We start from the raw sequence: 23,488 nt of genomic DNA on the forward strand, positions 1-23,488 counted from the left end.
AGTATTTAAAGCGGTTTTTTACAATAAAGTTGCTGATAGTAGACTGCTACGACGCAGAAACCTTATCGCCACAGATTAACCGTGCCTAGTTTATTGCCTCGCTAAGCGATTTGATTCCGGTGGGTGTTCAAAATCACTGCGGTAAGGATTGATGTCTAAACCGCCTCTGCGGGTATAGCGAGCATAAACCGTCAATTTTGAACAACCACAATACTTTTTCAAATCAACAAAAATGCGTTCAATGCATTGTTCGTGGAATTCATTGTGTTGACGGAATGAAATTAAATAGCGAAGTAAACTTTCGCGGTTTATTTTCGCTCCTTGATAGCGGATCATCACGCTACCCCAATCTGGCTGCGACGTAATTAAACAATTTGATTTTAACAAATTTGAATTTAAGGTTTCTGCTACGTTCTTTTCTTCAGTGCTATGAAGTAAATAATCGGGATTAAATCCATAGTCATCCACTTCGATATCTAAGTCATCTATGCAAGTACCTGGTAATTCAACAATGCGTTCAAGATTAAACTGCTTCGGCTCAATTACTTTGACTGAAACCTCACCTTGGGCGCAATCCGACAGGTCCTTCTTCAGGGTTTCTTCAACCACATCGACACTGTCAAATTTGGTTTGATTGAAGCTATTTAGGTACAATTTAAATGACTTAGATTCAATTAAATTGATGCTATTGATGTCTAATTGCACTTCAGCTATCGCCACCATAGGTTTACCTTTGCTATTCAGCCAAGATAATTCATAAGCCGTCCAAATATCGGTGCCATGAAAGGGCAGTTCACCGGTTAATTCAATTGCGTCACGGTTAAGTTTACGCGGGACCCCTTGCAGCAGTGATGCATCATATTCAGCTTGATATGCAGTAGATTGCCCTAAAGTTAAGCCTTTAAGCGCTTCTGCATCACTATAAGGATCGTGATTTTGTGTCATCTAATCGGTTTCCATGTCAAAATATGGCTTTATTATAAACCACGAGAAGCACTAGTGTCTTGTTCAAACGCACTTGAAATTTTTATAAATAAGTATCTTATTGCCTATCAAGATGCTTTATCAGAGTTGCCCCGTTATTATGCCATGGGAGAAGATTCAGCCTGTGTTCAAGGTCAGATAAGTGATGACCATGACAAGGCTGTATTTTTTACGCCATTTAAGCGCAAAGCGTGTGCAGATTTTCATAATGTTGAACATGCACTCACATTATCGCTTCATACTGATATTCATGCGTTTTACGGGCAGTTTTATAGCGCACCGTTGATGTTCACTTCTGAATGGGGTGAGGGCGAATTACTACAAGCATGGAACCAGCAAGACTTTGAGTATTTACAGCAAAATATGATTGGTCATTTGATGATGAAGAAAAAGCTGAAACAGCCACCGACCTGGTTTATTGGTGTGTTAGGTGATGGCGATCAAATGCTGACGGTGGATAATGAAAGCGGAGCCGTTTACATTGAATTTCCTGGTGAGAAACCCGCGGACAAATTAGCCGATTCGCTTGAGGTTTTTTTAACGACTATTACTCCAAGAATAACGCCGCCAGTTAAGCCAGACACCTCGGAAGATGCACAATGGCAACATCCGGGTATTTGGCAACGTATCAAATTAATGTGGCAATATTTATTACGTAAAAAGTAATCCGCGGATATTATTGATGATCCCACGATAGGTTAGAAATAATCCTGCAGGGTTCACAACGAAACTGGAACATATCGAGTAAAGGGCTGTCCAGTTTCCATTCTGCACTGCCACATTTAGGGCAAGGTCTATATAATTCACTTTGAAGGCTTTGCCCACCCACACGGTACAAATAATAATATGTTGGAATTTGGGTCAAATATTCAATTCTGCCTCGTATGTCCCAACCCCGTCTAAACATATCGCTGTCGACTGAGCTGATCTCATCCAGTGCAGCAAACTCTGCTTTTGTGGCCGCCGCCATTTGTAATTCATCGCATGCTTGCCATTCACTTTGCCATTTAATAATGCGTTTATGGTCGCCATTAAACGTCGCGGGGATCTGGTAGAGGGGAATAGGCAGTAAATTGTCACCGCTTCTGAGGGGGGAGCACATATGTACGTAACTGGTATAAAGCAGTTGCCAACTGGCGGGCTCTGTATTACTGACTTCTGAGTTGATGTCCTGGCCTATAAACTTTTCTCTTGGCGCGAGCAGTTTAGCTTCTGTTAAGCCGCTTAATGTTGCTTTAACCCAAGGGCTATTATGCCTATGCGCTAAACTGGTTTTTTCTGGCATCATTAAGCGTACTTTAAACTCGCCATCATTGTATGCCACAGCAAATTCACGTCCTAGAATTTGTCCGTTAGCCCTTAATGCCTCTAAGTATTGATTAATGGCTTTTTCTGCCAAACTAATCGTGGTATCGGCAAAAGGTTCAAAACGTAATTCAATTACAAACATTATAAGGCCTTGTCTTTCAGCTGTTGCTCTAGAAGTGCAACTCGTTGAAGTAATTCATTCAATTGTTGCTGCATGACTTGTTGTTGCGATGCAATAACCTCAAGGCTAGGGTGTTCATTTGCTGTAACCCCAAGTTGTTCTGGTGCAACAAAGTCAGCAATGGTTTGCCATTCTGATTTTGGTAATGCTTTAAATTGCTGAAGTCCTTGAACAATGATTGGCATGGGGATTTTTCCCACTCGCCCTTTGATTAGCGCAACACTGGGTGTGTGACCATTGATGGCGATAGATTTCGCCGCCGAAATAACGTGTTCAATTGGACTCATAAATGGTGAAAAACCTCAGTTGTGGGTGGTGTAAATAACTAACTTTGTAGCCTGTTCAATATTAGCCCTTTAAAATCAATTGTTTAAAGTTGGCATGAAAATCGCATTCCGATAAGTCACACATTGAGTCAGATACGACTTAAACATGATTCGTTTATTCTAACAAAAAGGACATCACATGAAATCAAATTTGATTAACGCAGCATTGATCACCGCTATATCTTTAGGCTTGAGTGGTTGTGTATTAAACGTGGGCGACCATGAATCAGGTAAGAGTCACGATTACTGGGAAGTACAACAAGAAAAAAATCGTACTAGTTTGACCAAGCTATCCTTGGGGATGACGTTTGAACAAGTTCAGATAATTATGGGCACGGCTGATTTCAGTGAAGCATTTGTCAGTCAAAATAATGCTCAGTCAGATCAAGAACAAGTGAAAGTGTTATTTTATCGTACACAATGGGCTAAAGGCGATGGTAAAACGACCAAAGATGAATGCACACCGATTGTATTTAAAAATAATGAGTTAATTGGTTGGGGCGACGCCGCTTACAAGCAAATTTAATCCATTTAAGGTTTTTTATTTCTCAACATAACGTCCAATTGGTCTATCACTTCAGACCATTGGGCGTCTTCATTTAATGCTTCCAATAAAAACGTTTTTTGGGCAGACGTCCAAAATGGCGCTTCCGTTAAATGTGTTTCTGCTGGCAATTGATGTACCTCGATAAAATGGGCTATATCAGCAGATTTATTTGATAAACCCAGTTGTTTAAATAAATGTGTTAAATCAGTTTTTGTCGTATCCATGATGCTTTCCTTGCCCCTTGAAGTTTAGTGCACTTTGTTACTATAGAGTATTATTTACTATTCAGCTTGTACTAACTTAATTTGGTGATTGTTTCAATCTTGTTAACTTGCTAAGTTAGTTTTGAACGTAAAATAGTCAAGGAACAAACAATAATGGAAAATCAGACCTTGGAACACTACAAAGCAGTTTATTTAACAGCAGAGGATTTACGTGTCGCGGCTTCAATTATTTACAATGCATATTATGATGATCCTTTTTTTCTAGAAGTATTTGGGCGAGAAGATAGCAGTGTTTATGAGCAGAAGTTAAGAGCGGCAATCCGTGAAGAGTTAAACACTTTATGGCAACAAGATCAGCCATTAATTGGCTTATTTGACGGTGAAAGGTTGATTGGCGTTGCGTGTGTTATTACCCAGCAAATACCTATTGGACAGTCGCGATACTGGCATTGGCGTTTAAAAATGGTGTTAGGTACTGGCTGGAAATCAACCCAGGGTTTAATGGAAAAAGAAACCTGTTTATTGAGCCATCTTCCTTCTGAAAAATGCGGTATTTTGCAGTTTATTGCGTTAACACCAACGGAACAAAAAAAGGGTAATGGGGCTAAGTTAGTTGAAGCCGTATTAAGTTGGTGTGATGAGCAGCCGAATTTAGAGGGTATTGGCGTATTTGTTAATGATCCAAAGCATCATAAAGTTTTCTCCGCTCAAGGTTTTAATAGTTTAGCCAATGTAACTATTGGGCACGTTAAAGGCGAAATTTTGTTTTATGCCAAATGAGGCTGGTGGAATGAATAAACGATATCAAAGCTTTAAAGAATTTTACCCCTTTTATTTATCCCAGCACCAAGATCCTATATGTCGGCGATTACATTATCTCGGCAGCACGATAATTGTGGTGGTGTTAATTAACACATTCATTAACCAACATTGGTGGCAATTAGTCTGGTTACCTTTTATCGGCTATGGTTTTGCTTGGTTAGGGCACTTCGTGTTTGAAAAAAATCGTCCCGCAACATTCACTTATCCGCTATATAGCCTAATGGCCGATTGGGTCATGTACTGGAAAATGTTAAAAAACACCCTGGTGAGTGTCTTTGCTAAAGAGAATAACTCGTAAGTTGAGATGTTGTAGCCTTTAAAGCATTTAATGTTAGCGACGGTGAAATGCTGGCCACGGTTAAGTTAAACTCTATGACTTAATAATAAAGTGTTATCGTTATCCGTAATGTTGATAATCTTTCAGAATATATCCAAGTGAGAATCAATAGATGCTAAATCAACAATGGCTAACCACATTTATCACGTTAGTGGAGCTCGGGCACTTTACACAAACAGCTGAAAAGCTTTTTATGACTCAGCCTGGTGTCAGTCAGCATATAAAAAAGCTTGAGCATCAGGTGGGGTGCGCCTTAATCAACCGCATTGGTAAGCGATTTGAGTTAACCGAGGCCGGTATTGCTATCTACAAATATGCATGTGATCTACAACGTCAACAACTGGAGTTATTAAGCCTTTTAAATGTGGATGAGCCTTTTGCTGGTGAGTGTAAAATGGGTTGTTCAGGCTCAATGGCAGCGCTTTTATACCCTTATTTGATTAAAGAGCAGCAACGTTATCCTGGGTTAATCATGCAGCTTGAGGCTGGCCCGAATAAACGTACTCTGGATGGCATTTTATCGAATCAGTTAGATTTAGGGATTGTGACCCAGCAAGTACAGCAACCTGAATTGGTCAGTATTGATATTGGCAAACAGTCTTTGTGTTTGGTTATCCCCAAATGTGTATCGGGAAAAGCTATTGATGCTAAGGTTAATTTTGAATTACTCAGCCAACTAGGGATGATTGATCACCCTGATGCAACTTTTTACTGGCAGCAAATAAGTTCAGCGTATTTTAGTTCTGAGTCCGGAAAAAATATCAGAAAATCAGGATATGTTAATCAGTTGAATCAAATTTTATTGCCAGTGGCAATGGGGTTAGGTTTTACAGTACTACCTGAGTTTGCTGTGAGGTGTTTTACACAATATGAGGACATTCAAATAGCTTCTATCGATAATGATAAACCGATAATATTATTTGAGCCTCTATATTTAGTACATAAGCAGCACCGTAAATTAGCCAAACGATATCACGGTATTATTCAGCTCATTCAATCACTGGTTAACCCAGATTAACACGTTAAACAACGCTTTTTAATGCTTCATCCACGTTAGTAAATTGAAATGTAAACCCTTGTTCAAGTGCGCGAGTAGGCAATACGAATTGACCTTCTGTCAGTAATTCAGACATCTCACCCATTGCTAATCTTAAGGCTAGAGGAGGGGTAATGATTCTTGCGGGACGGTTTAAGGCTTTGCCTAAGGCCTGTGAAAATACGGCATTGCTCACCGGATTTGGCGCAGTGGCATTATATATTCCTTGAGCACTTGGTGTATTAAGCATCCAGATAATCAACGCGATTAAATCGTCTTGATGTACCCAGCTCATCCCCTGTTTACCTTTACCTATTGGGCCACCTAATCCAAGTTTAAAAGGAGGTAACATTTTGGCTAAAGCCCCGCCATTTTTGCCTAAGACAATGCCAATGCGTGGAATGCACACTCTGGTGCTAGCGGATTGAGCATCTAGTGCCAATTGTTCCCATTTATGGCAAATATCATGGCTAAACTCATCATGAAAAGGACTATTTTCATCTACAGGCTCATTACCTTGTCTTCCATAGAAGCCGATAGCTGATGCACTGATAAATGTTGTTGGAGGGGTTTGGCTAGATTTGATCAGTTGGCTTAATTGTTGAGTGATATTCCAACGACTGTCACAGATAGACTGTTTTTGTTTTTTACTCCAGCGCTTAGCGACGATGGGTTCTCCGGCTAAATTAATAACAGCATCAAATTCGTTTAAATTACTCAGCTGTGTAAGGTCTTCAATATAGACGTGCTGCTTACCCAATGACTTTACTGCGTTGTCAATATTACGAGAGAGAATGGTTAACGTGTGCAGGGAAAGTTTGGCAACTAAATGTTTGCCAACAAAGCCTGTTGCACCAGTAATTAATATATTCATACATCCTCTCTTGTCATTAACTTGGCAAATATAACTATTATTTACATACGTTTTAGTTATCTATTTTGATCAAATTCAGCTAGGTGATTTTTGATAACTCAGCTCCATTGAAACAGAATCAGCAAACCTTAGGGCGTGGGGTTTATCTATTTCGACACTGGCGAATTCAACCCAATCGTGCTCGCTGGCAATCGCCAGGGTTTGATTGGTTAAGTTTTCCAGCAGTGAGAAGCGATTGTTTTCAATTAAAGCAATGATTTTTTTCGTTATAGTGCGATAATTAAGTGCATCAGCCACATTGTCGCTGTTTCGTGCTTTATCTGCACAATAATGAATCACGACATTGATAATGACATCTTGTTGATTTTGAATTTCATCTTCTTTGATCCCAATATAGGTGCGTAAACGAAGATTTTTTATGCGTATAATAGCGGTTTCTGGTTTCATAGCGTCTTCTATTATTAAATATTGTTTTCAATAGGTAAGCTTAACATAACTAATTTGGGTCTTAGGTAGCAATAAGGATTTTTCTTCTATGAAGGGTATACATCAATCGTCTATGGCGGTGCGTAGTTTTATTGTAATGGCGTGTGTTGTCATTGTGCTTGCAGGTATAAAAGCGGCCAGTCCGATTGTGGTACCTTTTGTACTGTCAGCATTTTTAGCGATGATTTGTAATCCAGCCATTAGGTTAATGAGTCGTTTTAAAATACCGAAAGCGTTATCTGTATTGTTGTTGATGTTATTTATTGTATTGCTAGGGCTTTGGTTGGCCAGCCTTGTGGGGAGTTCAATTAATGAATTTTCAAAGCAGTTACCCGTTTATCGAGCGCAACTGATTGAACAATTTGCATGGATGCTCGATAAGTTACAATCGTTCAATATTCATATTTCTCGCCAAAAAGTTTTAGAGTATTTCGACCCTGGTATGGCACTGAGCATGACAACGAATATGTTATCAGGCGTTGGCAGTGTGATGGCGAACCTGTTTTTGATTATTTTGACTATCGTATTTATGCTATTTGAAGCACAGGATATGCCGAAAAAACTGCATTTGGCACTTGATGATCCTGATATGCGTCTAAAGCAGATTGATAAGTTTTTACATTCTGTTAATCAATACATGATGATTAAAACCCTAGTCAGCTTAGCAACTGGTGTGATTGTGGGTATCGGCCTGTCTATCATAGGTATTGATTATGCTTTGCTGTGGGCTGTCATTGCATTTTTGTTTAATTACATCCCCAATATTGGTTCTATTATTGCTGCAATTCCTGCTGTTTTACTGGCTTTTATTCAATTTGGCCCCGGGGCAGCAGGTGCAACAGGTTTGTTATATTTAGGCACCAATATGGTTATGGGCAATGTGATCGAACCTAAGTTTATGGGTAAGGGGTTAGGCCTTTCTACCCTAGTGGTGTTCTTATCATTAATTTTTTGGGGGTGGTTATTAGGTTCTGTCGGCATGTTATTGTCTGTTCCACTGACGATGGTGGTTAAAATTGGTATGGAGTCAAGCCAGTCAGGCATGTGGCTGGCGATATTATTAGCTGATAATGTTGAGGAGGCTGAAGATAAAATGTCGGCGTTAGATGCTAATCCTTTGCCTGAAGCAACATTATTAACCAATGAAAATGATGTAAAAAAAGACAATGGCCCAGAGTAAAATAACCCAAGCAATAAACACAATAAAATTAGCCTGAAAAAGATAAATACTTCTAGCTAATTGATATTTAAGAGAATAAAACATATTTATGTCGGGACTAATTTCAGCGCTAAAAGAGTTTACTTTTAATAACGAAGTACAACGCATTTTTCATGGCCGTGGTGGCTTATTTAAAGGAGAGGAGCACCTGTGTTTAGACTGGTATCCTCCCGTACTTTTACTGACAAGCTTTAAATCATTAGATGAAACACAACAGCAGTCGTTGTTCAGCGCAATTACCACTCAAGTTCAAACCTTAGTGCCTGAACAAGCTATAAATTTGGTTTTTCAACATCGTAGTGGCGGCCAAACCGTTACGGATTTAATCAGTGGTGAAGTGCCTGATCATCATGTGGTAAACGAAAACGGAGCATTGTTTAATGTTCATATTTTACGTGGCCAAAATCATGGCTTGTTCTTGGATATGGCTAACGGACGTAAGTGGGTAAAACAGCACGCAAAACACAAAAATGTGCTCAATTTATTTGCGTATACTTGTGGGTTTTCGGTTGTGGCACTTCAGGGCGGTGCTGATGAAGTCGTCAATATGGATATGAGTAAAGGCTCGCTGAGTATCGGAAAGCAAAATCATGTGTTAAATGATCTCCCCCATGGTGCACGGTACTTAGGCCACGATATTTTTAAATCTTGGGGTAAATTAACTAAGTTGGGCCCTTATGATTTAATTATTGCGGATCCGCCAAGTAACCAAAAAGGCAGTTTTGTTGCCACCAAAGATTATGAGCGTTTGTTAAAACGTTTACCGAGTTTATTGGCCGAGGGTGGGGAAGTACTGTTATGTTTAAATGCCCCAGAATTGAGTAGTGATTTTTTAATGCAGCAAGTAGAAATCACTGCTCCACAATTGCAGTTTGTCGAACGAATTGCTAATCCACAGGTTTTTGCTGATATTGATGAGCAAAAATCGTTAAAAGTATTACGCTATTCTCTTGCTTAACTTTGCTCTCCCTTTGGTATTTTTACCAGGGGGGACCTTTTGTTTTCAAAACCCATCTTAGAATTCCACGCATCTCACCGATTATTCCTGATATAGATCACGCTTTTATCGAAATTTGAACTTATCTCACCATTATTTGTGAAATTATTGTTAATTAGCGCTATGCTTGAAGGCGTAAAATTTTTATTAAAGTGATTCAATTTAATCGATTTTTACTGTCATAAATTGAGAGTTAAGTAATAGTTTGTGAATTTTGATGATCTAGATCAACTAAACACCTGTTTACCAATTTGTGAGTATATAGATCACAATTTGTTTAACGATAGAATTCACGTAAATCGAACAAATGACAAAAACCAATAGTTTATGTCGTCATTCTAACCACTCTTGGAGGCTCCATGAGTAATGAGACCGCAAGTGAGAAAAGTCTAGAATTGAAGATCTTCATCTTCTTGACTGTATTTCTAGCCCCCATTTTATCTGTACTGCTTGTTAGTGCCTTAGGATTTAGCATCTGGTTTAGCCAAATTTTAACGGGTCCTCCAGGCGTAAGTTAATATAAAAATAAATAATAAATTGATGTGAGTGTGATTAATGAGCAATGAACTTCACGTAACCAGTTTAATTGTCCAAGTTCAGCCAGACAAAATGGCAGATGTAAGACAACAAATAATGGCAATCGAAAACGCAGAGCTTTCAGCAAACAACGAAGTTAAATTAGTTGTTGTTATTGAAGGACCTAACCAAAAATCATTATTGGATGATATATCGACCATTAATGCATTACCTGGTGTGTTATCTGCAACCATGGTTTACCACCAAAGTGAAGAGCTTGAAGAAGGTGAGATATGAAAATGAATAGACGTGATTTTATGAAAGCCAATGCCGCAATGGCAGCGGCGAGTGTTGCCGGGTTAGCGTTACCCGCAGCAGCAAGTAACTTGATTACAAGCTCTGAACAAACCAAATTAGAATGGAACAAGGCGCCTTGTCGTTTTTGTGGTACAGGTTGTTCAGTCATCGTGGCTACACGTGATGGTAAAGTGGTTGCAACCCATGGTGATGCAAAGTCTGAAGTTAACAAGGGCCTAAATTGTATTAAAGGCTACTTCCTGTCCAAAATTATGTATGGTCGTGATCGCATCCAAACGCCGATGTTACGTATGACCGATGGTAAGTATGACAAACATGGTGAATTTACGCCTATTAGCTGGGATCAAGCATTTGATACCATGGCTGAAAAATGGAAAGCGACCATAAAGGCTAAAGGCCCAACAGCTGTTGGTATGTTTGGTTCTGGCCAGTGGACAGTATTTGAAGGCTATGCGGCTCTCAAATTAATGAAAGCCGGTTTTGGTTCAAATAACATCGATCCAAATGCTCGCCACTGCATGGCTTCGGCTGTTGTTGGTTTTATGCGTACTTTTGGTATGGATGAGCCAATGGGCTGTTACGATGATATGGAAGCGGCTGACGCTTTCGTATTATGGGGCTCAAACATGGCAGAAATGCATCCAATTCTTTGGACCCGTGTGACCGACCGCCGTTTAAGCGCACCACATGTTAAAGTTGCCGTGTTATCAACCTTTGAACATCGTTCATTTGATTTAGCGGATTTACCGATTATATTTACACCGCAAACTGACCTTGCCATCCTAAACTTCATTGCTAACTACATTATTCAAAACGATAAGGTTAACAAAGACTTTATTAGCAAGCACGTTAACTTCCGCAAAGGCACAACCGACATCGGTTATGGTTTACGCCCGACTCATCCACTAGAACAGCAAGCTAAAAACGTTGCAACTGCGGGTGATTCAACTCCGATTGATTTTGAGCAGTTTAAGAAGTTTGTTGCTGATTATGATGTTAAATCTGTTAGTAAATTATCAGGTGTGCCAGAACATAAATTGATTGAATTAGCAGAGCTTTATGCTGATCCTAATCGTAAAGTAACTTCTTTCTGGACCATGGGCTTCAACCAGCACACTCGCGGTGTATGGTGTAATAATCTTATTTATAACATCCATTTATTAGTGGGTAAGATTTCAACTCCTGGTAACAGCCCGTTCTCGCTAACAGGTCAACCATCTGCTTGTGGTACAGCTCGTGAAGTGGGTACTTTCTCACATCGCTTACCTGCAGATATGGTTGTAACAAACCCAGAACACAGAGCAACTGCTGAAAAAATTTGGAAGATTCCAAGTGGGATCATTCCACCAAAACCAGGTTATCACGCAGTAGAGCAAAACCGTCGTTTAAAAGATGGTGATTTAAACTGTTATTGGGTGCAAGTGAACAACAACATGCAAGCAGCCCCTAACATGAATGAAGAGGGGTTACCGGGTTACCGTAATCCTGAAAACTTCATTGTCGTGTCGGATGCTTATCCAACGGTGACAACGCAAGCCGCTGACTTAATTTTACCTGCGGCAATGTGGGTTGAAAAAGAAGGTGCTTACGGTAATGCCGAGCGTCGTACTCAGTTCTGGCATCAGTTAGTTAAAGCGCCAGGTGAGTCAAAGTCAGATATGTGGCAGTTGATGGAGTTTGCTAAACGTTTTACTACTGATGAAGTGTGGCCTGCTGATGTGTTAAAAGCGAACCCACAATTTAAAGGTAAAACCTTATACCAAGTCTTGTATCAAAACGGCAATGTTGACAAGTTCCCAATGTCAGATTCAGATCCTAAGCATTTGAATGATGATGGTGAACATTTTGGATTCTACGTGCAAAAAGGCTTATTCGAAGAATATGCAACCTTTGGCCGTGGCCATGCCCATGATTTAGCAGACTTTGATGTATATCATAAAGAACACGGTTTACGTTGGCCTGTTGTTAATGGTGTCGAGACTAAATGGCGTTACCGTGAAGGTTCAGACCCATATGTGAAACCAGGTAAAGGTTTCGAGTTTTATGGTAAGCCAGATGGTAAAGCCGTTATTTTTGCTCTGCCTTATGAGCCACCAGCAGAAGCACCTGATGAAGAGTTTGATATTTGGTTATCAACAGGTCGAGTATTAGAGCATTGGCATTCAGGTTCAATGACTCAGCGTGTTCCTGAGCTTTATAAAGCATTCCCTGATGCAGTGTGTTTTATGCACCCAGATGATGCTAAAAAGCGTGGTTTGCGTCGTGGTGATGAAGTGAAAGTGATATCTCGTCGTGGTGAAATTAAAACCCGTGTTGAAACACGTGGTCGTAATAAGCCGCCTGTAGGATTGGTATTCGTACCTTGGTTTGATGCTAGCCAGCTCATTAATAAAGTGACGTTAGATGCGACAGATCCTTTGTCGAAGCAAACAGACTTTAAAAAATGTGCGGTTAAGATTGTTAAGGCCTAAGGAGAATAACCATGAATGCTCGTAAATTGATATCAATGGTAGCGCTGTTAGGTTTGTCCTTTGGGATAATGGCTGCCAGCGTACCTGAAGACAAAATTGCTACGTTACGTTTAGCACCGTTAAATGTTGAGCCAACACCTCCTGCAATGCAGCAAGTGATCAACACTGATGTGAAACAAGTGCGAAACTACCCAATGCAGCCACCAGTGATTCCACATAAGATTGATGGTTATCAGATTGATCTTAAAGTGAATAAATGTATGCAGTGTCATGCTCGTACTAGTACTGGTCATTCACAAGCTCCTATGGTGAGTGTGACTCACTATATGGATCGTGATAATAACTTCTTGGCAGATCTTTCTCCGCGTCGTTATTTCTGTACCCAATGTCATGCACCGCAATTAGATGCGAAACTACTGGTTGAAAATGACTTCGTAGATATTGACCATCTCATTAAAGCGACAAAACCTGCTAAGCATTAGGAGAGATTATGTTGGCTAAATTGTTTGAAAAGCTGAAGTTAGTTTGGACGGTCGTTAACCGCCCAAGCGTTCACTACAGTCTGGGGTTTCTGACATTAGGTGGATTCGTGGCAGGGGTTATCTTTTGGGGTGGATTTAACACCGCTTTAGAAGTCACTAACCAAGAGAAATTCTGTATTGGTTGTCATGAGATGGAAAACAATGTCTATCAGGAACTGCAAAGTACAATTCACTTTACTAACCGAAGTGGTGTACGTGCAACATGTCCTGATTGCCATGTTCCACATAACTGGACTGATAAAATTGCCCGTAAAATGCAAGCTTCTAAAGAAGTATGGGGCAAGGTTTTCGGTACGATTAGTACTCGTGAAAAGTTTGAAGCTAAGCGCCGTGAATTGGCAGAACACGAGTGGGACCGTTTAAAAGCGAATGATTCACTCGAGTGTCGTAACTGTCATAACTTCGATTATATGGACTTCACTCGCCAATCTAAGCGTGCATCACAAATGCATTCTACGTCACTGGCAAGTGGTGAGAAAACCTGTATCGACTGTCATAAAGGTATCGCACATCAATTACCCGATATGGCTGGTGTTGAAGGTTTCTAACTAAAGCTTCACAGAGTGATATAAAAAGACCAGCTTGCTGGTCTTTTTTTGTTTAATAAAAATGTACTTATTCCTTCGTCTTATTATTTTTCAACTATCATTAACATGCCTTAGGTGGTTATTTAATATCGACTTCTCTGTTCGAACAAGACGAGGGATTTAATCAGCGTGAAATTATCTTTATTGAAAAAATTTAAACTTTGTCCACCCATATTTGGGGTGATAATTTCGCTTTCGGCGCAGGCTCAAATAAACACCCCCGCCCCTAAAATTAGTCAAGTCATTGACCACAAGCTAACGTCAGTTGCAGATAATACCGCCATCCCAAAGTGGATCATCCAAGAGCTACAACCCAGCACATTATCATCAGATGAACAGCAACAAGAATTGCAGTGGTTTAAATCTCAAGCAGAACCTTTTGCAGGATTAACTATTCGGGTGGTGTCAGAGCACATTGATACGCACGTTTATGAGTCTGAAGTGTTGGCCAAGGCATTTTATGATTTAACCGGAATTCATGTAATTCATGAATTAACTGGAGAAGATGATGTCATAAAAAAGTTATCAGCACAGATGGTAACTGGCTTAAACTTATATGATGCCTACATAAACGATAGCGATCTTGTTGGTAGCCATTTTCGAAGTGGTGCGATAACCACTATATCTGAACTTCTCACATTCAAGTCTGGTCAATACACTCTGCCTACACTGGATTTAAATGATTTTATTGGTTTGCAGTTTACCCGCGATCCGTTCGGGGTTATTTATCAATTACCCGATCAACAATTTGCCAATTTATACTGGTATCGTAGTGATTGGTTTGAAAACCCTAGCTATAAAGCGCAATTTAAACAGCAATATGGTTATGAATTAGGCGTGCCTCAAAATTGGCAGGCGTATGAAGATATCGCCCGTTTTTTTAGTGATGATATCAATACTATTGAGGGGGTTAGAGTGTACGGGCATATGGACTATGCCGCGATAGACCCTTCTTTAGGGTGGCGAATTTCAGATGCCTGGTTGTCGATGGCAGGTGTTGGTGATGCAGGGTTACCGAATGGTTTACCGGTTGATGAATGGGGCATTAGAGTTGAAAATTGCCATCCTGTTGGCGCGAGTGTGAGCAGGGGAGGCGCATTAAATAGTCCTGCTGCGGTATATGCACTAGAGAAGTATGTGGACTGGCTGGAATATGCCCCTGATGAAGCTAAGTCGTTAACTTTTTCTGAAGCGGGAAAATGGCTAGCCACGGGAAAAATAGCCCAGCAAATATTCTGGTATTCCGCTTTTGTTGGTGACTTAACCCAACCTAACTTGCCCGTTGTCGATGACCAAGGTATTCCTAAGTGGAAAGTGGCTCCGTCACCTGTAGGAAAATATTGGCAAAAGGGCATGAAATCAGGATATCAAGATGCAGGCTCATGGACATTTTTAAAGAACACCCCAAAAGATAGACAAATCGCGGCCTGGCTATATGCGCAATTTTTGGTGTCTAAATCTGTTTCACTTAAAAAGACCTTAGTTGGATTTACGCCGATCCGTTTGTCAGATCTTGAATCCGATGTTATGACTAAAAAATCACCTTACCTTGGAGGGTTAGTGGAGTTTTATCGCAGCAATGCTAGAAATGTATGGACCCCAACAGGCAGTAATGTGCCAGATTATCCCAACATGGCTGGCTTTTGGTGGCTTTATGTCAGCAAAATCGTTGATGGAACTTATAGCCCTAAGCAAGGTTTAGATGCTTTTGCCGCCCGTGTTGATGCCCATTTAGCACAACTTGAACAGACTATGGTGAACAGTCAGTGTGCCCCCAAAATGAATCCTATAAAAGATGAGTCATTTTGGTTATCTCAGCCAGGCTCACCTAAACCTCTGAATCAACAGGTGATAAAGGGTCAGACATTGCCTTATGAGGAGGCTATTCGTGTTTGGAATTAAATTTCTGTTAATTGGCTTATTATCAATGTATTCACTGGCGGTATGTTCAGCCGATAAATTGACTTTAATCACTTACTCCGAAGTGCCATTTGCGGCTCAGGCTGGCAATACAAAACAAGGGCTGGTTATTGAATTCATTGATGCGTTATTCAAGCAAGCAGGTTTAGAATACGAGATTTTGTTTTTCCCACTAAAACGTGGCATGTCTATGGCTGAATCGTCAGTTAATACTTGTGTTTTACCAATAGAGCGAAATCAACATCGAGAGGTACATTACACTTGGATTGGCCCTGTGATGGTGTCTCGATATGGAATATTCAGTGCTAGTCCATCTCAGCCACCTTTAGTCAGTTTAAATGATGCTAAGTTTGCCAGCATTGGCAGTTTTCTGGGAAGTGGTATTGGTGAGTATCTCACCCAATTTGGTTATCAAGTTGATTTAACCAACAATGACACCTTAAATGTTAAGAAACTACAGCGTGGGCGAATAGACTTTTGGGCTGCCGATCTTGTGAGTGCCAAAGCGATAATGCGCGATAATGACATTCATTTTGGAGAGCCTAAAATTGTATTTTTTACATCGATTAGAGCCATGGCTTGTCATATCGATTTACCGATGGCAACCCAAAAAAGATTAAACGATGCGCTACAAGCACTCTATAAAAGTGGCTATATGGCGCAATTGCACCAAAAATACGGCTTATCATTATAAGGCAGTCCGCAGACAGCCTTATAATGATGATTATAGTGACTTATCTTAGTTGTGATTCAATAATTTGAGTTAAATAGACACTGAAATCATGCCCGTGATGCTCTAACATTTTTGGAAACATTGAAATGGGTGTTAACCCTGGAAAGGTATTAATTTCATTTAACAAAATTTGATTATCTGCGGTTAAGAAGAAATCAATTCTCGATAGGTGGCGTAACTTTAAACCTTTAAACGCTTTGATCGCATAAGCGCGAATTTGATTACTGATGTCATCAGAAATATTAATGGCTTCAATGTAGGTTTTAGCCTTACTGTTGGTGGCATACTTTTCATCAAATGTATAAAAGTTATTGGTATCACACACAATTTCACCCGGCTTGGTAGCAACCACTTCACCTTGGTATTCATACACGGCAACTTCCAACTCTCGTGCCACTATGGTTTGTTCAACTATCACATAGGGAGAATAGCTGAATGCCTCTTGCAAAATGTTAGCTATGTCGGCTTTGTTGTCGACCTTATAACAACCCACAGAAGAGCCCTGAGAAGCGGCTTTGATAAACAATGAACCCCATTGTTCAAATGCAGCCTTAGTTTGCGCTATGGCTTCATCATCAAATTGATGCAAGAAAATATAGGGCGTATTGGGTACACCTAATGCACTAAACCACATTTTTGCAGTGATTTTATTAAAGCAGTTACTGGATGCTTCAGACTCACAGCCGAAGTATGGCAGTTGAATTAAATTAAAATAAGATTGAATGTCACCGGTTTCTGCTGGGTAACCATGAATACAGGGGATCACATAATCCACTGGCCATGCAGCAATAGCATCATCTTCAAAGCGGACTTCACGACGGTTAGTTAACTCACATACTTTGCCGTCTTGGGTTTTATAATGTCCTTGTTTATCAAGTTCTAAGCGTAATACCGAGAATTTATCTGACTTTGCTAGCGATGATTCAAAAAACTTAACTGACATTAATGAAATGTCGTGCTCTGCACCACCACCGCCACATAAAAGTAGCAGATTTATTTTTGGCATGATTGCTCCTAAAAAGAATAAAGTTGGGCAGAATGAATGCGCCCGAAAATGACCTGCTTATGATAAAGAGCCTAACTAGGTTCTGGCAAGTGAGGGTTAACAATATTTCAGTGATTTACCTCAACTGACTAGGTGAATTGTGGTTAGCGGCATCACCGTTTGGAATATCGCTTCATAGCCAGCAGATAATGGCTTCAAATATTGTCTAATCACCAATAGCGTCCGTTAACATTAGTTCACCATGACTTAATTTAGTGCCACAATCGCAATGCTAATCCCGATGCTCGGGTGGTCACTTGTTTTGCTGCCCGCTCAAACACCGGAGCACTGCCTAAACAGTAGAAATGATTTTTAGCACGGGTGATGGCGGTATAAACTAATTCTTTGGTTAGTAATTGCCACTGCGCAATACTGGGGCGAGGTGGCAGTACAAAGCTGACTTGATCAAACTCACTGCCTTGCGATTTATGTACTGTCATGGCGAAGCAAGTGTCGTGTTTAGGCAATCTTGCAGGTAACACTTTTAATAAACTGCCGTCAGCTTGAATAAAATGCGCCATAAGGCGTTTGGGATTGTGTTGATCCTGTAAAATTAAGCCGATATCCCCGTTGAATAAACCTAAGTTGTAATCATTATTTTGGATAATAATGGGACGACCAAGATAAAATTCCTGCTTAGGTTCGATAAGCTGCGCCTGACGTAAACTATCGGTGATGGCAATGTTCATGCCTTCAACACCGTATTCAGAAGCACGCGTTGCGCATAACATACGATATTGATTATATTGCTCAATAATCTGCTCGGCACCATAAACGGCGGTATTGGGTAGATTGTCGGCAAATACGCCCTGATTGAAGTGGATCATCTGCAAATAGGGTTGATAAGCACTCACCGATAAGGCTAATAATTGTTGCTTACCTAAGTTGTCTTGGTTGGCATTGATTTGATGCTCAAACCAATTCAGTTCATTATAACCATGCTGCCAAACCTGACGTATTTTCATTATGTCGGTGCCATTTACGGCATGGGCCAATTGACCAATTCCCGCATCTCCTTTAAAACGGTGGCTATGCATTAAAATACATAAGCTGTCACCAAATAGGCTCTTATTATCAATATACTGACTGACATCTTGTTGGGTTAAGCGTTGGATGTTGTCTGCTTGTTGTGGGCTATAACGCATACGCCAGGGTGAAGCGTCGCTCGTTTTTTCAATTGATGTTGAAACCTGTAAGCCTTGACAAATATCGGCTAGCACAGCACCTGCCTCAACAGATGCAAGCTGGTCTTGATCGCCTAATAAAATTAATCTTGCATGACTAGGTAAAGCACTCAGTAGTTTATACATCATAGGTAAATCGACCATAGATGCTTCATCTATCACCAGTAAGTCAAGGCGTAAAGGGTTATCTTTGTTATGCCGAAAATGATGAGAATGTGGAATAACCCCTAATAATCTGTGCAGCGTTGCAGCTTCTTCGGGGATCGCTTCTAATGCTGCTAATAAGGCTTGGGGTTGGTTGTTTGCAACAAGACTTTGTCTTAGACGGTTTTTAGAGGCTTTAATCGACTCACTTAATCTCGCCGCCGCTTTACCCGTCGGTGCGACTAACCTGATGGTCATATTCTGCTGCGTCAGTAACAGCAGCAATAATTTGGTTACCGTGGTAGTTTTACCTGTTCCAGGGCCACCCGTAATCACCGCAAGGGCTTTGGTTAATGCGGTTGCCGTTGCAATTTTTTGCCAATCAAATTGGCCGAGATTATGAGGTTCTGGTGGAAATAAAGCATCCAAATAACCGGGCAATAATGGATTGTCGACAGTAATATTTACTTGGGTTAACTGCAGTAGTTTGTGCGCGACCTGGGTTTCAAAAAAATAGTATTTATTCAGATAGAGCCTATCAAACTCAATAATCATTGGGGTATTGTCCCCAGGCTGCCCAATGGCATTAAATGTTCTGATCTGAGTAATCAACTCAGCATGACTTTGCTGAATTTGGCAGGAGGAAACCGTGGCTATTGCAAAAGGATGTGTGCCAATATCTTCAGCCATAGGGTTGTCTAGCACAATATTGTTCAATACTAGGCAACTGTGTTGGCTGGATAATTGCTGGCTGAGTAAAGTGCAAATTAATAAGAATAAAGGGTAGCGTTCATCTACTGGATTAATATGCTCAATTGCGGCTAGCTCAAGGGCAAAATGCCTATCTAATGCGGTGATTAATTTTGCGTCTTGCCATTTTTTCAGTAAAAATTGCATTGGATGAGTCGTGGTTAACATATTATGCCTGCTCCATTTCAACGTCTAGGGCATGCTCATCACTAACAGCTTGTGAGAATAGCGCATCAAGTTGTTCAATTAATTGTGCATCAGGCTTATCAAAAAACACCCCAGCACCGACAGCCTCAGGGCTCATGCCACGCAAGAATAAATAAAAACATCCACCAATGTGCTGATGGTAATCATAATTAGGCATACGCAGTCTTAAATAACGGTGTAATGCTAAGGTGTAAAGTATGTACTGTAAATTATATCTATGGCTGTTAATGGCTTGGGCCATGGCATTATGGTTGTAATCTTGCAGCTGATGCCCTAAATGGTTTGATTTATAATCGGCGATAAAGAATTGCCCCTGATGTTCGAAGGTTAAATCGATAAAGCCTTTTAACATGCCTTTGAGGGTGTCAAAACTAAAATCATTAACATAGCCATATTGGCCTAATAAATTATTAAGCTTTGCGGCGTGTAGTTGATTAATTGGCAGATAAAACTCCATTTCAACTAAGGTGTGTTGCGGTGATAATTGTTGTAAACACACCTGAGATTGATCAGGCTTTATTAACGGTGTCGCAAGAATTTCCTGATACCAACGCATTAATGGCGCTAACCAAAGTTGTGGATCAAATCCGTATTGCTGCATGGCTTTAATTAATGCAGGCTGTAATTCGGTTTCAGCTTGAGTGAAATCAAACAGTTCCAGCACTAAATGCATAAAACTACCCGCGTTTGCACCGCGCTCAAAACTAAATCGGTCTAATATTTGAGTTGTGTTGGGGTCAATTTCAGCCAGTATCTCTTCACTAAAATCTTCATCGTCAGCACCTGGAACGGTTTTTTCATGGGGAAGGCGCTTGACCAACCCAGAATAACTGCCGACTCGCCAAGGTAAGCCTAATTTTCTGTTGCTGTTTTTTGCCACAAAGGTTTGCAGGGGGTCTTGATTATCACTTAATGCCTTAGTGTCAATATTCTCGGCGACTGTTTCAACGCTAATCGCATTCATTGTGGCAAGTTGAGCCACTTTTGTAGCCATGTGTTCGCCATCGCAACTTTTGTCAGTGATCCCCAATAAATAGCCGATGCCAGTTTCATGTAATTGAGAACTGATCCCAGCTTTTAACATGCGTGATTGATTGGCAATGTATAAGTAACACGCATAAACCGGACGGGTTAGGGCCACATAAAGTAGGCGTAAATCTTCAGCCAGAGCTTCACGCTTGTATTGTTCCCAGCCCTCGTCACTGCCATGAATATCCCAAATTAATTGGCCATTATTGTGATACAGCATAGGTTCAGGGCGACGATTTGAACCACGGGCTAAACTAATAAATGGCACAAAACAAATAGGATACTCAAGTCCTTTAGATTTATGAATGGTGACGATTTGCACCAGGTTTTGCTCGCTTTCTAAACGTAGCTGTTGCTCGTCTTGACCTTGATTACCCAGTAGTTGTTGTTCAAACCAGTTTATTAATGCGCTGCTGCCATCCAGTTCGGTGGCTTTTTGTTGTAATAACTCACCAAGGTGGCGAAAATCAGTTAAGCGGCGCTCACCCGAGGCACTGATGCTGATAAATTCATCTTCATCGGCAGAGCCAGCAGCCAACTCAGCCAGTGGTGGTGCAGTATTGCTGCTATCGTTAACCTTGTTGGTGGGTTTTGCAAGCAGTCGATGCACTAAACGGGTGTCATTCGCTAAGCAAAGTAAAGCGGGCATAATGCCGCTTGATAGCCAAAACTGATGCCAATGATTAAATAAATCCAGCACTTTTTGGCGCAGGGCTTCATCTTGATTAAATTGGTGAATATGATTGGCGTTATATCCCATCAGTTCCGTAGCAAGTGCCGCGCGAATAGCTCGCTCATCTTTAGGGTTGGCAAGTGCTCGTAAAATGAGGGCCATTTCTCGGGCTTCTATTGTATCAAATACGCTGTCTCGGCTGAGAAATACCGCGCCAATATTTCGGGCACTCAATGCCGCTTTCACCACTGCTGCTTCGTTACGATCACGGACTAATACTGCAATGTTTTTAGCGATTAAGGCCTCACCATTAATACGACAAAGACCTGATTGTGCTTCGGTCAGTAGTCTGGTGATTTCAGCAGCTGTATCATTGGCAAGAATTTGCCTTGCGGTGGCTTTATTAAGACCGTTTTCTGGTGACTCTTTGAGTAACTTTATTCTCAATGCGGCAGTCTGCTCAGTGGCTTCAAGTAATACTTTATTGCGCGCTGACTCAGGGGTTTTTACTGCATCATAGGGAATGGCATCGCTGATAAAAGGATCATCGTGTTGCTTGAATAATTGATTAACACCATCGACTAATTGCGCTGATGAACGATAATTCGTATCAAGATGATAATGTGCTTGGGTGTGCTTGCGGGCGTTAATATAAGTGAAGATATCCGCGCCACGAAAAGCATAAATTGCTTGTTTAGGATCGCCAATCATCAACATACCTAATGCCGATTGATGCTCTGATTGTTCAATCACGTTTTGTGCATCACGCCCCGTTATCGCCGATAAGTCGGGCGTTTGATAGACGCTGCTGAAAATTTGAAATTGTAATGGGTCGGTATCTTGAAACTCATCAATTAATGCAATGGGGAAACGCTTTGCGATAGCGGTTGGCAGTGTATCGGCATTGTTTTCAAGAGCCTTTGCAAGACTTGTTAATAGATCGTCCGGCGTCATCAAATTACGTTGCTGTTTTTGCGCCATAAAACGCTGTTTAATCCCCGCTTGAGCCCTGACTAAAAATGCGGGGATCACCTCATCGATTAAGGTCGCCAATCGTTCAATATGATCGAGTAATGGGGCATCGGTTGCCGATGGGATTTCGCCACCTTTATTGAGTTTTAGTGCTGATAATGCCAGACATTCCATCGGTTTTTGCGGCGGTAGGCCCTGGCCATAACTTACCCAGTTGCTTAATTCATCAAACAATTGTTGTAGCTTGGGATAACCATCGGTTTTTTTGCCGAATCGCTGGCCATTCAATGGCAGTTCATTCAATAGGGCAAAGGTGGCCTCTTGCTCGGCAGGCCAGCGCAGCTTAAAGCGCTGTAAACTTTGAATTAACGACTCAGACAGGCTGATAAATTCTTGTGGTGTATCAGAAGGTGTTGCCTGGCTTGCTCCCAGCAGTACGCGTACCTTTTGGGCTAATTTTTCGGGCTCACCAAAGGTATTACTGATTTGTTGGGCTAGCAACAAGGGGAGTGGGTAACAGGCTTCACGCCAAAAATCACGCACCGCGTGGTGCAAGTATTCGCTGTCATCTAAAGTAAATTCTGATTCAAATAGCAGTGATGATTCGAATGCCATATCGGCAAGAATACGCTGACAAAATCCATGAATAGTAAAAATGGCACCTTCATCTAGGGATTTAAGTGCCAAATCAAGGCGTTTCAACCCAATGGCGCGCTCACTTGGTGGGATATCAGCATAAAGTTGCTCAACAAAATGGTCTTGCGTTGCGACGCCTAAAAAACGTTTGTAAGCAATCTGAATACGTTTACGGATCCTATCACGCAATTCTTCGGTCGCGGCATTGGTAAAGGTGACCACTAATATTTGTTCACAGAGTAGGGGGGGCTGACCACCATGACCTAACAATAAACGTAAATATAAGCCTGATATAGTGTAGGTTTTTCCTGTACCGGCACTGGCTTCTATTAAGCTGGTTCCGCTAAATGGCAAATGAAGCGCATCCAGTGCTGAAACGGTTATATTAGCTGGTTTGGCATTATTCATAAGCAGTGCGTT

General features: G+C 40.9%; 23 protein-coding genes. 14 read left to right on the forward strand and 9 right to left on the reverse strand.

Translation table 11 applies throughout. The features are described 5' to 3' along the window. Positions 1–90 precede the first annotated feature (90 nt). Positions 91–945 (reverse strand): NADPH-dependent 7-cyano-7-deazaguanine reductase QueF, encoded by an 855-nt coding sequence (gene queF / locus NE535_RS10065; RefSeq protein WP_261298513.1) that lies wholly within the window; start codon positions 943–945, stop codon positions 91–93. Between the two features lie 54 nt (positions 946–999). Here queF and syd point away from each other — a divergent pair, with 54 nt between their 5' ends. Next, complete coding sequence (gene syd / locus NE535_RS10070) at positions 1,000–1,650, forward strand: SecY-interacting protein (protein WP_261298514.1); 651 nt, start codon at positions 1,000–1,002, stop codon at positions 1,648–1,650. 10 nt (positions 1,651–1,660) lie between these two features. On the opposite strand, the gene NE535_RS10075 is transcribed toward syd, so the two are convergent. Continuing rightward, the gene (locus tag NE535_RS10075) at positions 1,661–2,434 is read right to left on the reverse strand and encodes a Zn-ribbon-containing protein (RefSeq protein ID WP_261298515.1); all 774 of its coding nucleotides are present in this window, start codon (positions 2,432–2,434) and stop codon (positions 1,661–1,663) included. After that, positions 2,434–2,760 carry a hypothetical protein gene (locus NE535_RS10080; RefSeq protein ID WP_261298516.1) on the reverse strand — a complete coding sequence of 109 codons (327 nt, stop codon included), beginning with the start codon at positions 2,758–2,760 and terminating at the stop codon, positions 2,434–2,436. The genes NE535_RS10075 and NE535_RS10080 overlap by 1 nt, the downstream gene beginning before the upstream one ends. Positions 2,761–2,938: 178 nt before the next feature. On the opposite strand from NE535_RS10080, the gene NE535_RS10085 reads away from it, so the two are divergent. Then, positions 2,939–3,325 carry a DUF3192 domain-containing protein gene (locus tag NE535_RS10085; RefSeq protein ID WP_261298517.1) on the forward strand — a complete coding sequence of 129 codons (387 nt, stop codon included), beginning with the start codon at positions 2,939–2,941 and terminating at the stop codon, positions 3,323–3,325. Between the two features lie 5 nt (positions 3,326–3,330). On the opposite strand, the gene NE535_RS10090 is transcribed toward NE535_RS10085, so the two are convergent. Beyond that, positions 3,331–3,570, reverse strand: coding sequence for a DUF2789 domain-containing protein (locus NE535_RS10090; RefSeq protein ID WP_261298518.1), 240 nt, complete (start codon positions 3,568–3,570; stop codon positions 3,331–3,333). Between the two features lie 153 nt (positions 3,571–3,723). Here NE535_RS10090 and NE535_RS10095 point away from each other — a divergent pair, with 153 nt between their 5' ends. The 3 genes from NE535_RS10095 to NE535_RS10105 all read left to right on the forward strand — a co-directional run bounded on the left by NE535_RS10095 (position 3,724) and on the right by NE535_RS10105 (position 5,747). After that, the gene (locus NE535_RS10095; RefSeq protein ID WP_261298519.1) at positions 3,724–4,350 is read left to right on the forward strand and encodes a GNAT family N-acetyltransferase; all 627 of its coding nucleotides are present in this window, start codon (positions 3,724–3,726) and stop codon (positions 4,348–4,350) included. A 10-nt stretch (positions 4,351–4,360) separates the two neighbouring features. Further along, complete coding sequence (locus NE535_RS10100; protein ID WP_261298520.1) at positions 4,361–4,690, forward strand: Mpo1-like protein; 330 nt, start codon at positions 4,361–4,363, stop codon at positions 4,688–4,690. A gap of 151 nt (positions 4,691–4,841) precedes the next feature. Next, entirely contained in the window at positions 4,842–5,747 is a 906-nt protein-coding gene (locus tag NE535_RS10105) for a LysR family transcriptional regulator (RefSeq protein WP_261298521.1), read from the forward strand. A 4-nt stretch (positions 5,748–5,751) separates the two neighbouring features. Here the strand turns inward: NE535_RS10105 and NE535_RS10110 are convergent, their stop codons facing one another. Then, positions 5,752–6,639: a TIGR01777 family oxidoreductase gene (locus tag NE535_RS10110; protein WP_261298522.1), complete on the reverse strand. Its 888-nt coding sequence runs from the start codon at positions 6,637–6,639 to the stop codon at positions 5,752–5,754. Between the two features lie 75 nt (positions 6,640–6,714). Beyond that, a complete protein-coding gene (gene folX, locus NE535_RS10115) occupies positions 6,715–7,086 on the reverse strand; it encodes a dihydroneopterin triphosphate 2'-epimerase (protein ID WP_261298523.1) in 372 nt (123 codons plus the stop codon). Between the two features lie 88 nt (positions 7,087–7,174). Here folX and NE535_RS10120 point away from each other — a divergent pair, with 88 nt between their 5' ends. The 9 genes from NE535_RS10120 (at position 7,175) to NE535_RS10160 (ending at position 16,389) form a co-directional block, all read left to right on the forward strand. Continuing rightward, positions 7,175–8,305 carry an AI-2E family transporter gene (locus NE535_RS10120; RefSeq protein WP_261298524.1) on the forward strand — a complete coding sequence of 377 codons (1,131 nt, stop codon included), beginning with the start codon at positions 7,175–7,177 and terminating at the stop codon, positions 8,303–8,305. Positions 8,306–8,393: 88 nt separating this feature from the next. Beyond that, positions 8,394–9,302: a class I SAM-dependent methyltransferase gene (locus NE535_RS10125; RefSeq protein ID WP_261298525.1), complete on the forward strand. Its 909-nt coding sequence runs from the start codon at positions 8,394–8,396 to the stop codon at positions 9,300–9,302. A 398-nt stretch (positions 9,303–9,700) separates the two neighbouring features. Then, positions 9,701–9,859, forward strand: coding sequence for a periplasmic nitrate reductase, NapE protein (locus NE535_RS10130; RefSeq protein WP_261298526.1), 159 nt, complete (start codon positions 9,701–9,703; stop codon positions 9,857–9,859). 37 nt (positions 9,860–9,896) lie between these two features. Beyond that, a complete protein-coding gene (locus NE535_RS10135) occupies positions 9,897–10,154 on the forward strand; it encodes a chaperone NapD (protein WP_261298527.1) in 258 nt (85 codons plus the stop codon). A gap of 2 nt (positions 10,155–10,156) precedes the next feature. Then, complete coding sequence (gene napA, locus NE535_RS10140) at positions 10,157–12,646, forward strand: nitrate reductase catalytic subunit NapA (RefSeq protein WP_261298593.1); 2,490 nt, start codon at positions 10,157–10,159, stop codon at positions 12,644–12,646. An 11-nt stretch (positions 12,647–12,657) separates the two neighbouring features. Further along, complete coding sequence (locus NE535_RS10145; protein WP_261298528.1) at positions 12,658–13,128, forward strand: nitrate reductase cytochrome c-type subunit; 471 nt, start codon at positions 12,658–12,660, stop codon at positions 13,126–13,128. A gap of 20 nt (positions 13,129–13,148) precedes the next feature. After that, a complete protein-coding gene (locus NE535_RS10150; protein ID WP_261298594.1) occupies positions 13,149–13,736 on the forward strand; it encodes a cytochrome c3 family protein in 588 nt (195 codons plus the stop codon). Positions 13,737–13,904: 168 nt separating this feature from the next. Beyond that, entirely contained in the window at positions 13,905–15,677 is a 1,773-nt protein-coding gene (locus NE535_RS10155) for an ABC transporter substrate-binding protein (protein WP_425347454.1), read from the forward strand. Further along, positions 15,664–16,389, forward strand: coding sequence for a substrate-binding periplasmic protein (locus tag NE535_RS10160; protein WP_261298529.1), 726 nt, complete (start codon positions 15,664–15,666; stop codon positions 16,387–16,389). The genes NE535_RS10155 and NE535_RS10160 overlap by 14 nt, the downstream gene beginning before the upstream one ends. 40 nt (positions 16,390–16,429) lie before the next feature. On the opposite strand, the gene NE535_RS10165 is transcribed toward NE535_RS10160, so the two are convergent. The 3 genes from NE535_RS10165 to NE535_RS10175 form a co-directional block, all read right to left on the reverse strand. Then, the gene (locus NE535_RS10165; protein ID WP_261298530.1) at positions 16,430–17,434 is read right to left on the reverse strand and encodes a D-alanine--D-alanine ligase; all 1,005 of its coding nucleotides are present in this window, start codon (positions 17,432–17,434) and stop codon (positions 16,430–16,432) included. Between the two features lie 251 nt (positions 17,435–17,685). Then, positions 17,686–19,719, reverse strand: a complete 2,034-nt coding sequence (recD, locus tag NE535_RS10170) for an exodeoxyribonuclease V subunit alpha (protein WP_261298531.1) — start codon at positions 19,717–19,719, stop codon at positions 17,686–17,688. Between the two features lies 1 nt (position 19,720). Next, positions 19,721–23,476: a UvrD-helicase domain-containing protein gene (locus tag NE535_RS10175; protein ID WP_261298532.1), complete on the reverse strand. Its 3,756-nt coding sequence runs from the start codon at positions 23,474–23,476 to the stop codon at positions 19,721–19,723. Positions 23,477–23,488: the final 12 nt, after the last annotated feature.

The sequence above is a fragment of the Shewanella holmiensis genome (genome assembly GCF_025370255.1).
GTDB lineage: Bacteria > Pseudomonadota > Gammaproteobacteria > Enterobacterales > Shewanellaceae > Shewanella > Shewanella holmiensis.

Excerpts from the sequence above, each read along its gene's own strand:
- queF (WP_261298513.1), bottom strand. The coding sequence starts at position 945 with ATGACACAAAATCACGATCCTTATAGTGATGCAGAAGCGCTTAAAGGC.
- NE535_RS10075 (WP_261298515.1), bottom strand. The coding sequence starts at position 2,434 with ATGTTTGTAATTGAATTACGTTTTGAACCTTTTGCCGATACCACGATT.
- NE535_RS10080 (WP_261298516.1), bottom strand. The coding sequence starts at position 2,760 with ATGAGTCCAATTGAACACGTTATTTCGGCGGCGAAATCTATCGCCATC.
- NE535_RS10085 (WP_261298517.1), top strand. The coding sequence starts at position 2,939 with ATGAAATCAAATTTGATTAACGCAGCATTGATCACCGCTATATCTTTA.
- NE535_RS10090 (WP_261298518.1), bottom strand. The coding sequence starts at position 3,570 with ATGGATACGACAAAAACTGATTTAACACATTTATTTAAACAACTGGGT.
- NE535_RS10095 (WP_261298519.1), top strand. The coding sequence starts at position 3,724 with ATGGAAAATCAGACCTTGGAACACTACAAAGCAGTTTATTTAACAGCA.
- NE535_RS10100 (WP_261298520.1), top strand. The coding sequence starts at position 4,361 with ATGAATAAACGATATCAAAGCTTTAAAGAATTTTACCCCTTTTATTTA.
- NE535_RS10105 (WP_261298521.1), top strand. The coding sequence starts at position 4,842 with ATGCTAAATCAACAATGGCTAACCACATTTATCACGTTAGTGGAGCTC.
- NE535_RS10110 (WP_261298522.1), bottom strand. The coding sequence starts at position 6,639 with ATGAATATATTAATTACTGGTGCAACAGGCTTTGTTGGCAAACATTTA.
- folX (WP_261298523.1), bottom strand. The coding sequence starts at position 7,086 with ATGAAACCAGAAACCGCTATTATACGCATAAAAAATCTTCGTTTACGC.
- NE535_RS10120 (WP_261298524.1), top strand. The coding sequence starts at position 7,175 with ATGAAGGGTATACATCAATCGTCTATGGCGGTGCGTAGTTTTATTGTA.
- NE535_RS10125 (WP_261298525.1), top strand. The coding sequence starts at position 8,394 with ATGTCGGGACTAATTTCAGCGCTAAAAGAGTTTACTTTTAATAACGAA.
- NE535_RS10130 (WP_261298526.1), top strand. The coding sequence starts at position 9,701 with ATGAGTAATGAGACCGCAAGTGAGAAAAGTCTAGAATTGAAGATCTTC.
- NE535_RS10135 (WP_261298527.1), top strand. The coding sequence starts at position 9,897 with ATGAGCAATGAACTTCACGTAACCAGTTTAATTGTCCAAGTTCAGCCA.
- napA (WP_261298593.1), top strand. The coding sequence starts at position 10,157 with ATGAATAGACGTGATTTTATGAAAGCCAATGCCGCAATGGCAGCGGCG.
- NE535_RS10145 (WP_261298528.1), top strand. The coding sequence starts at position 12,658 with ATGAATGCTCGTAAATTGATATCAATGGTAGCGCTGTTAGGTTTGTCC.
- NE535_RS10165 (WP_261298530.1), bottom strand. The coding sequence starts at position 17,434 with ATGCCAAAAATAAATCTGCTACTTTTATGTGGCGGTGGTGGTGCAGAG.
- recD (WP_261298531.1), bottom strand. The coding sequence starts at position 19,719 with ATGTTAACCACGACTCATCCAATGCAATTTTTACTGAAAAAATGGCAA.
- NE535_RS10175 (WP_261298532.1), bottom strand. The coding sequence starts at position 23,476 with ATGAATAATGCCAAACCAGCTAATATAACCGTTTCAGCACTGGATGCG.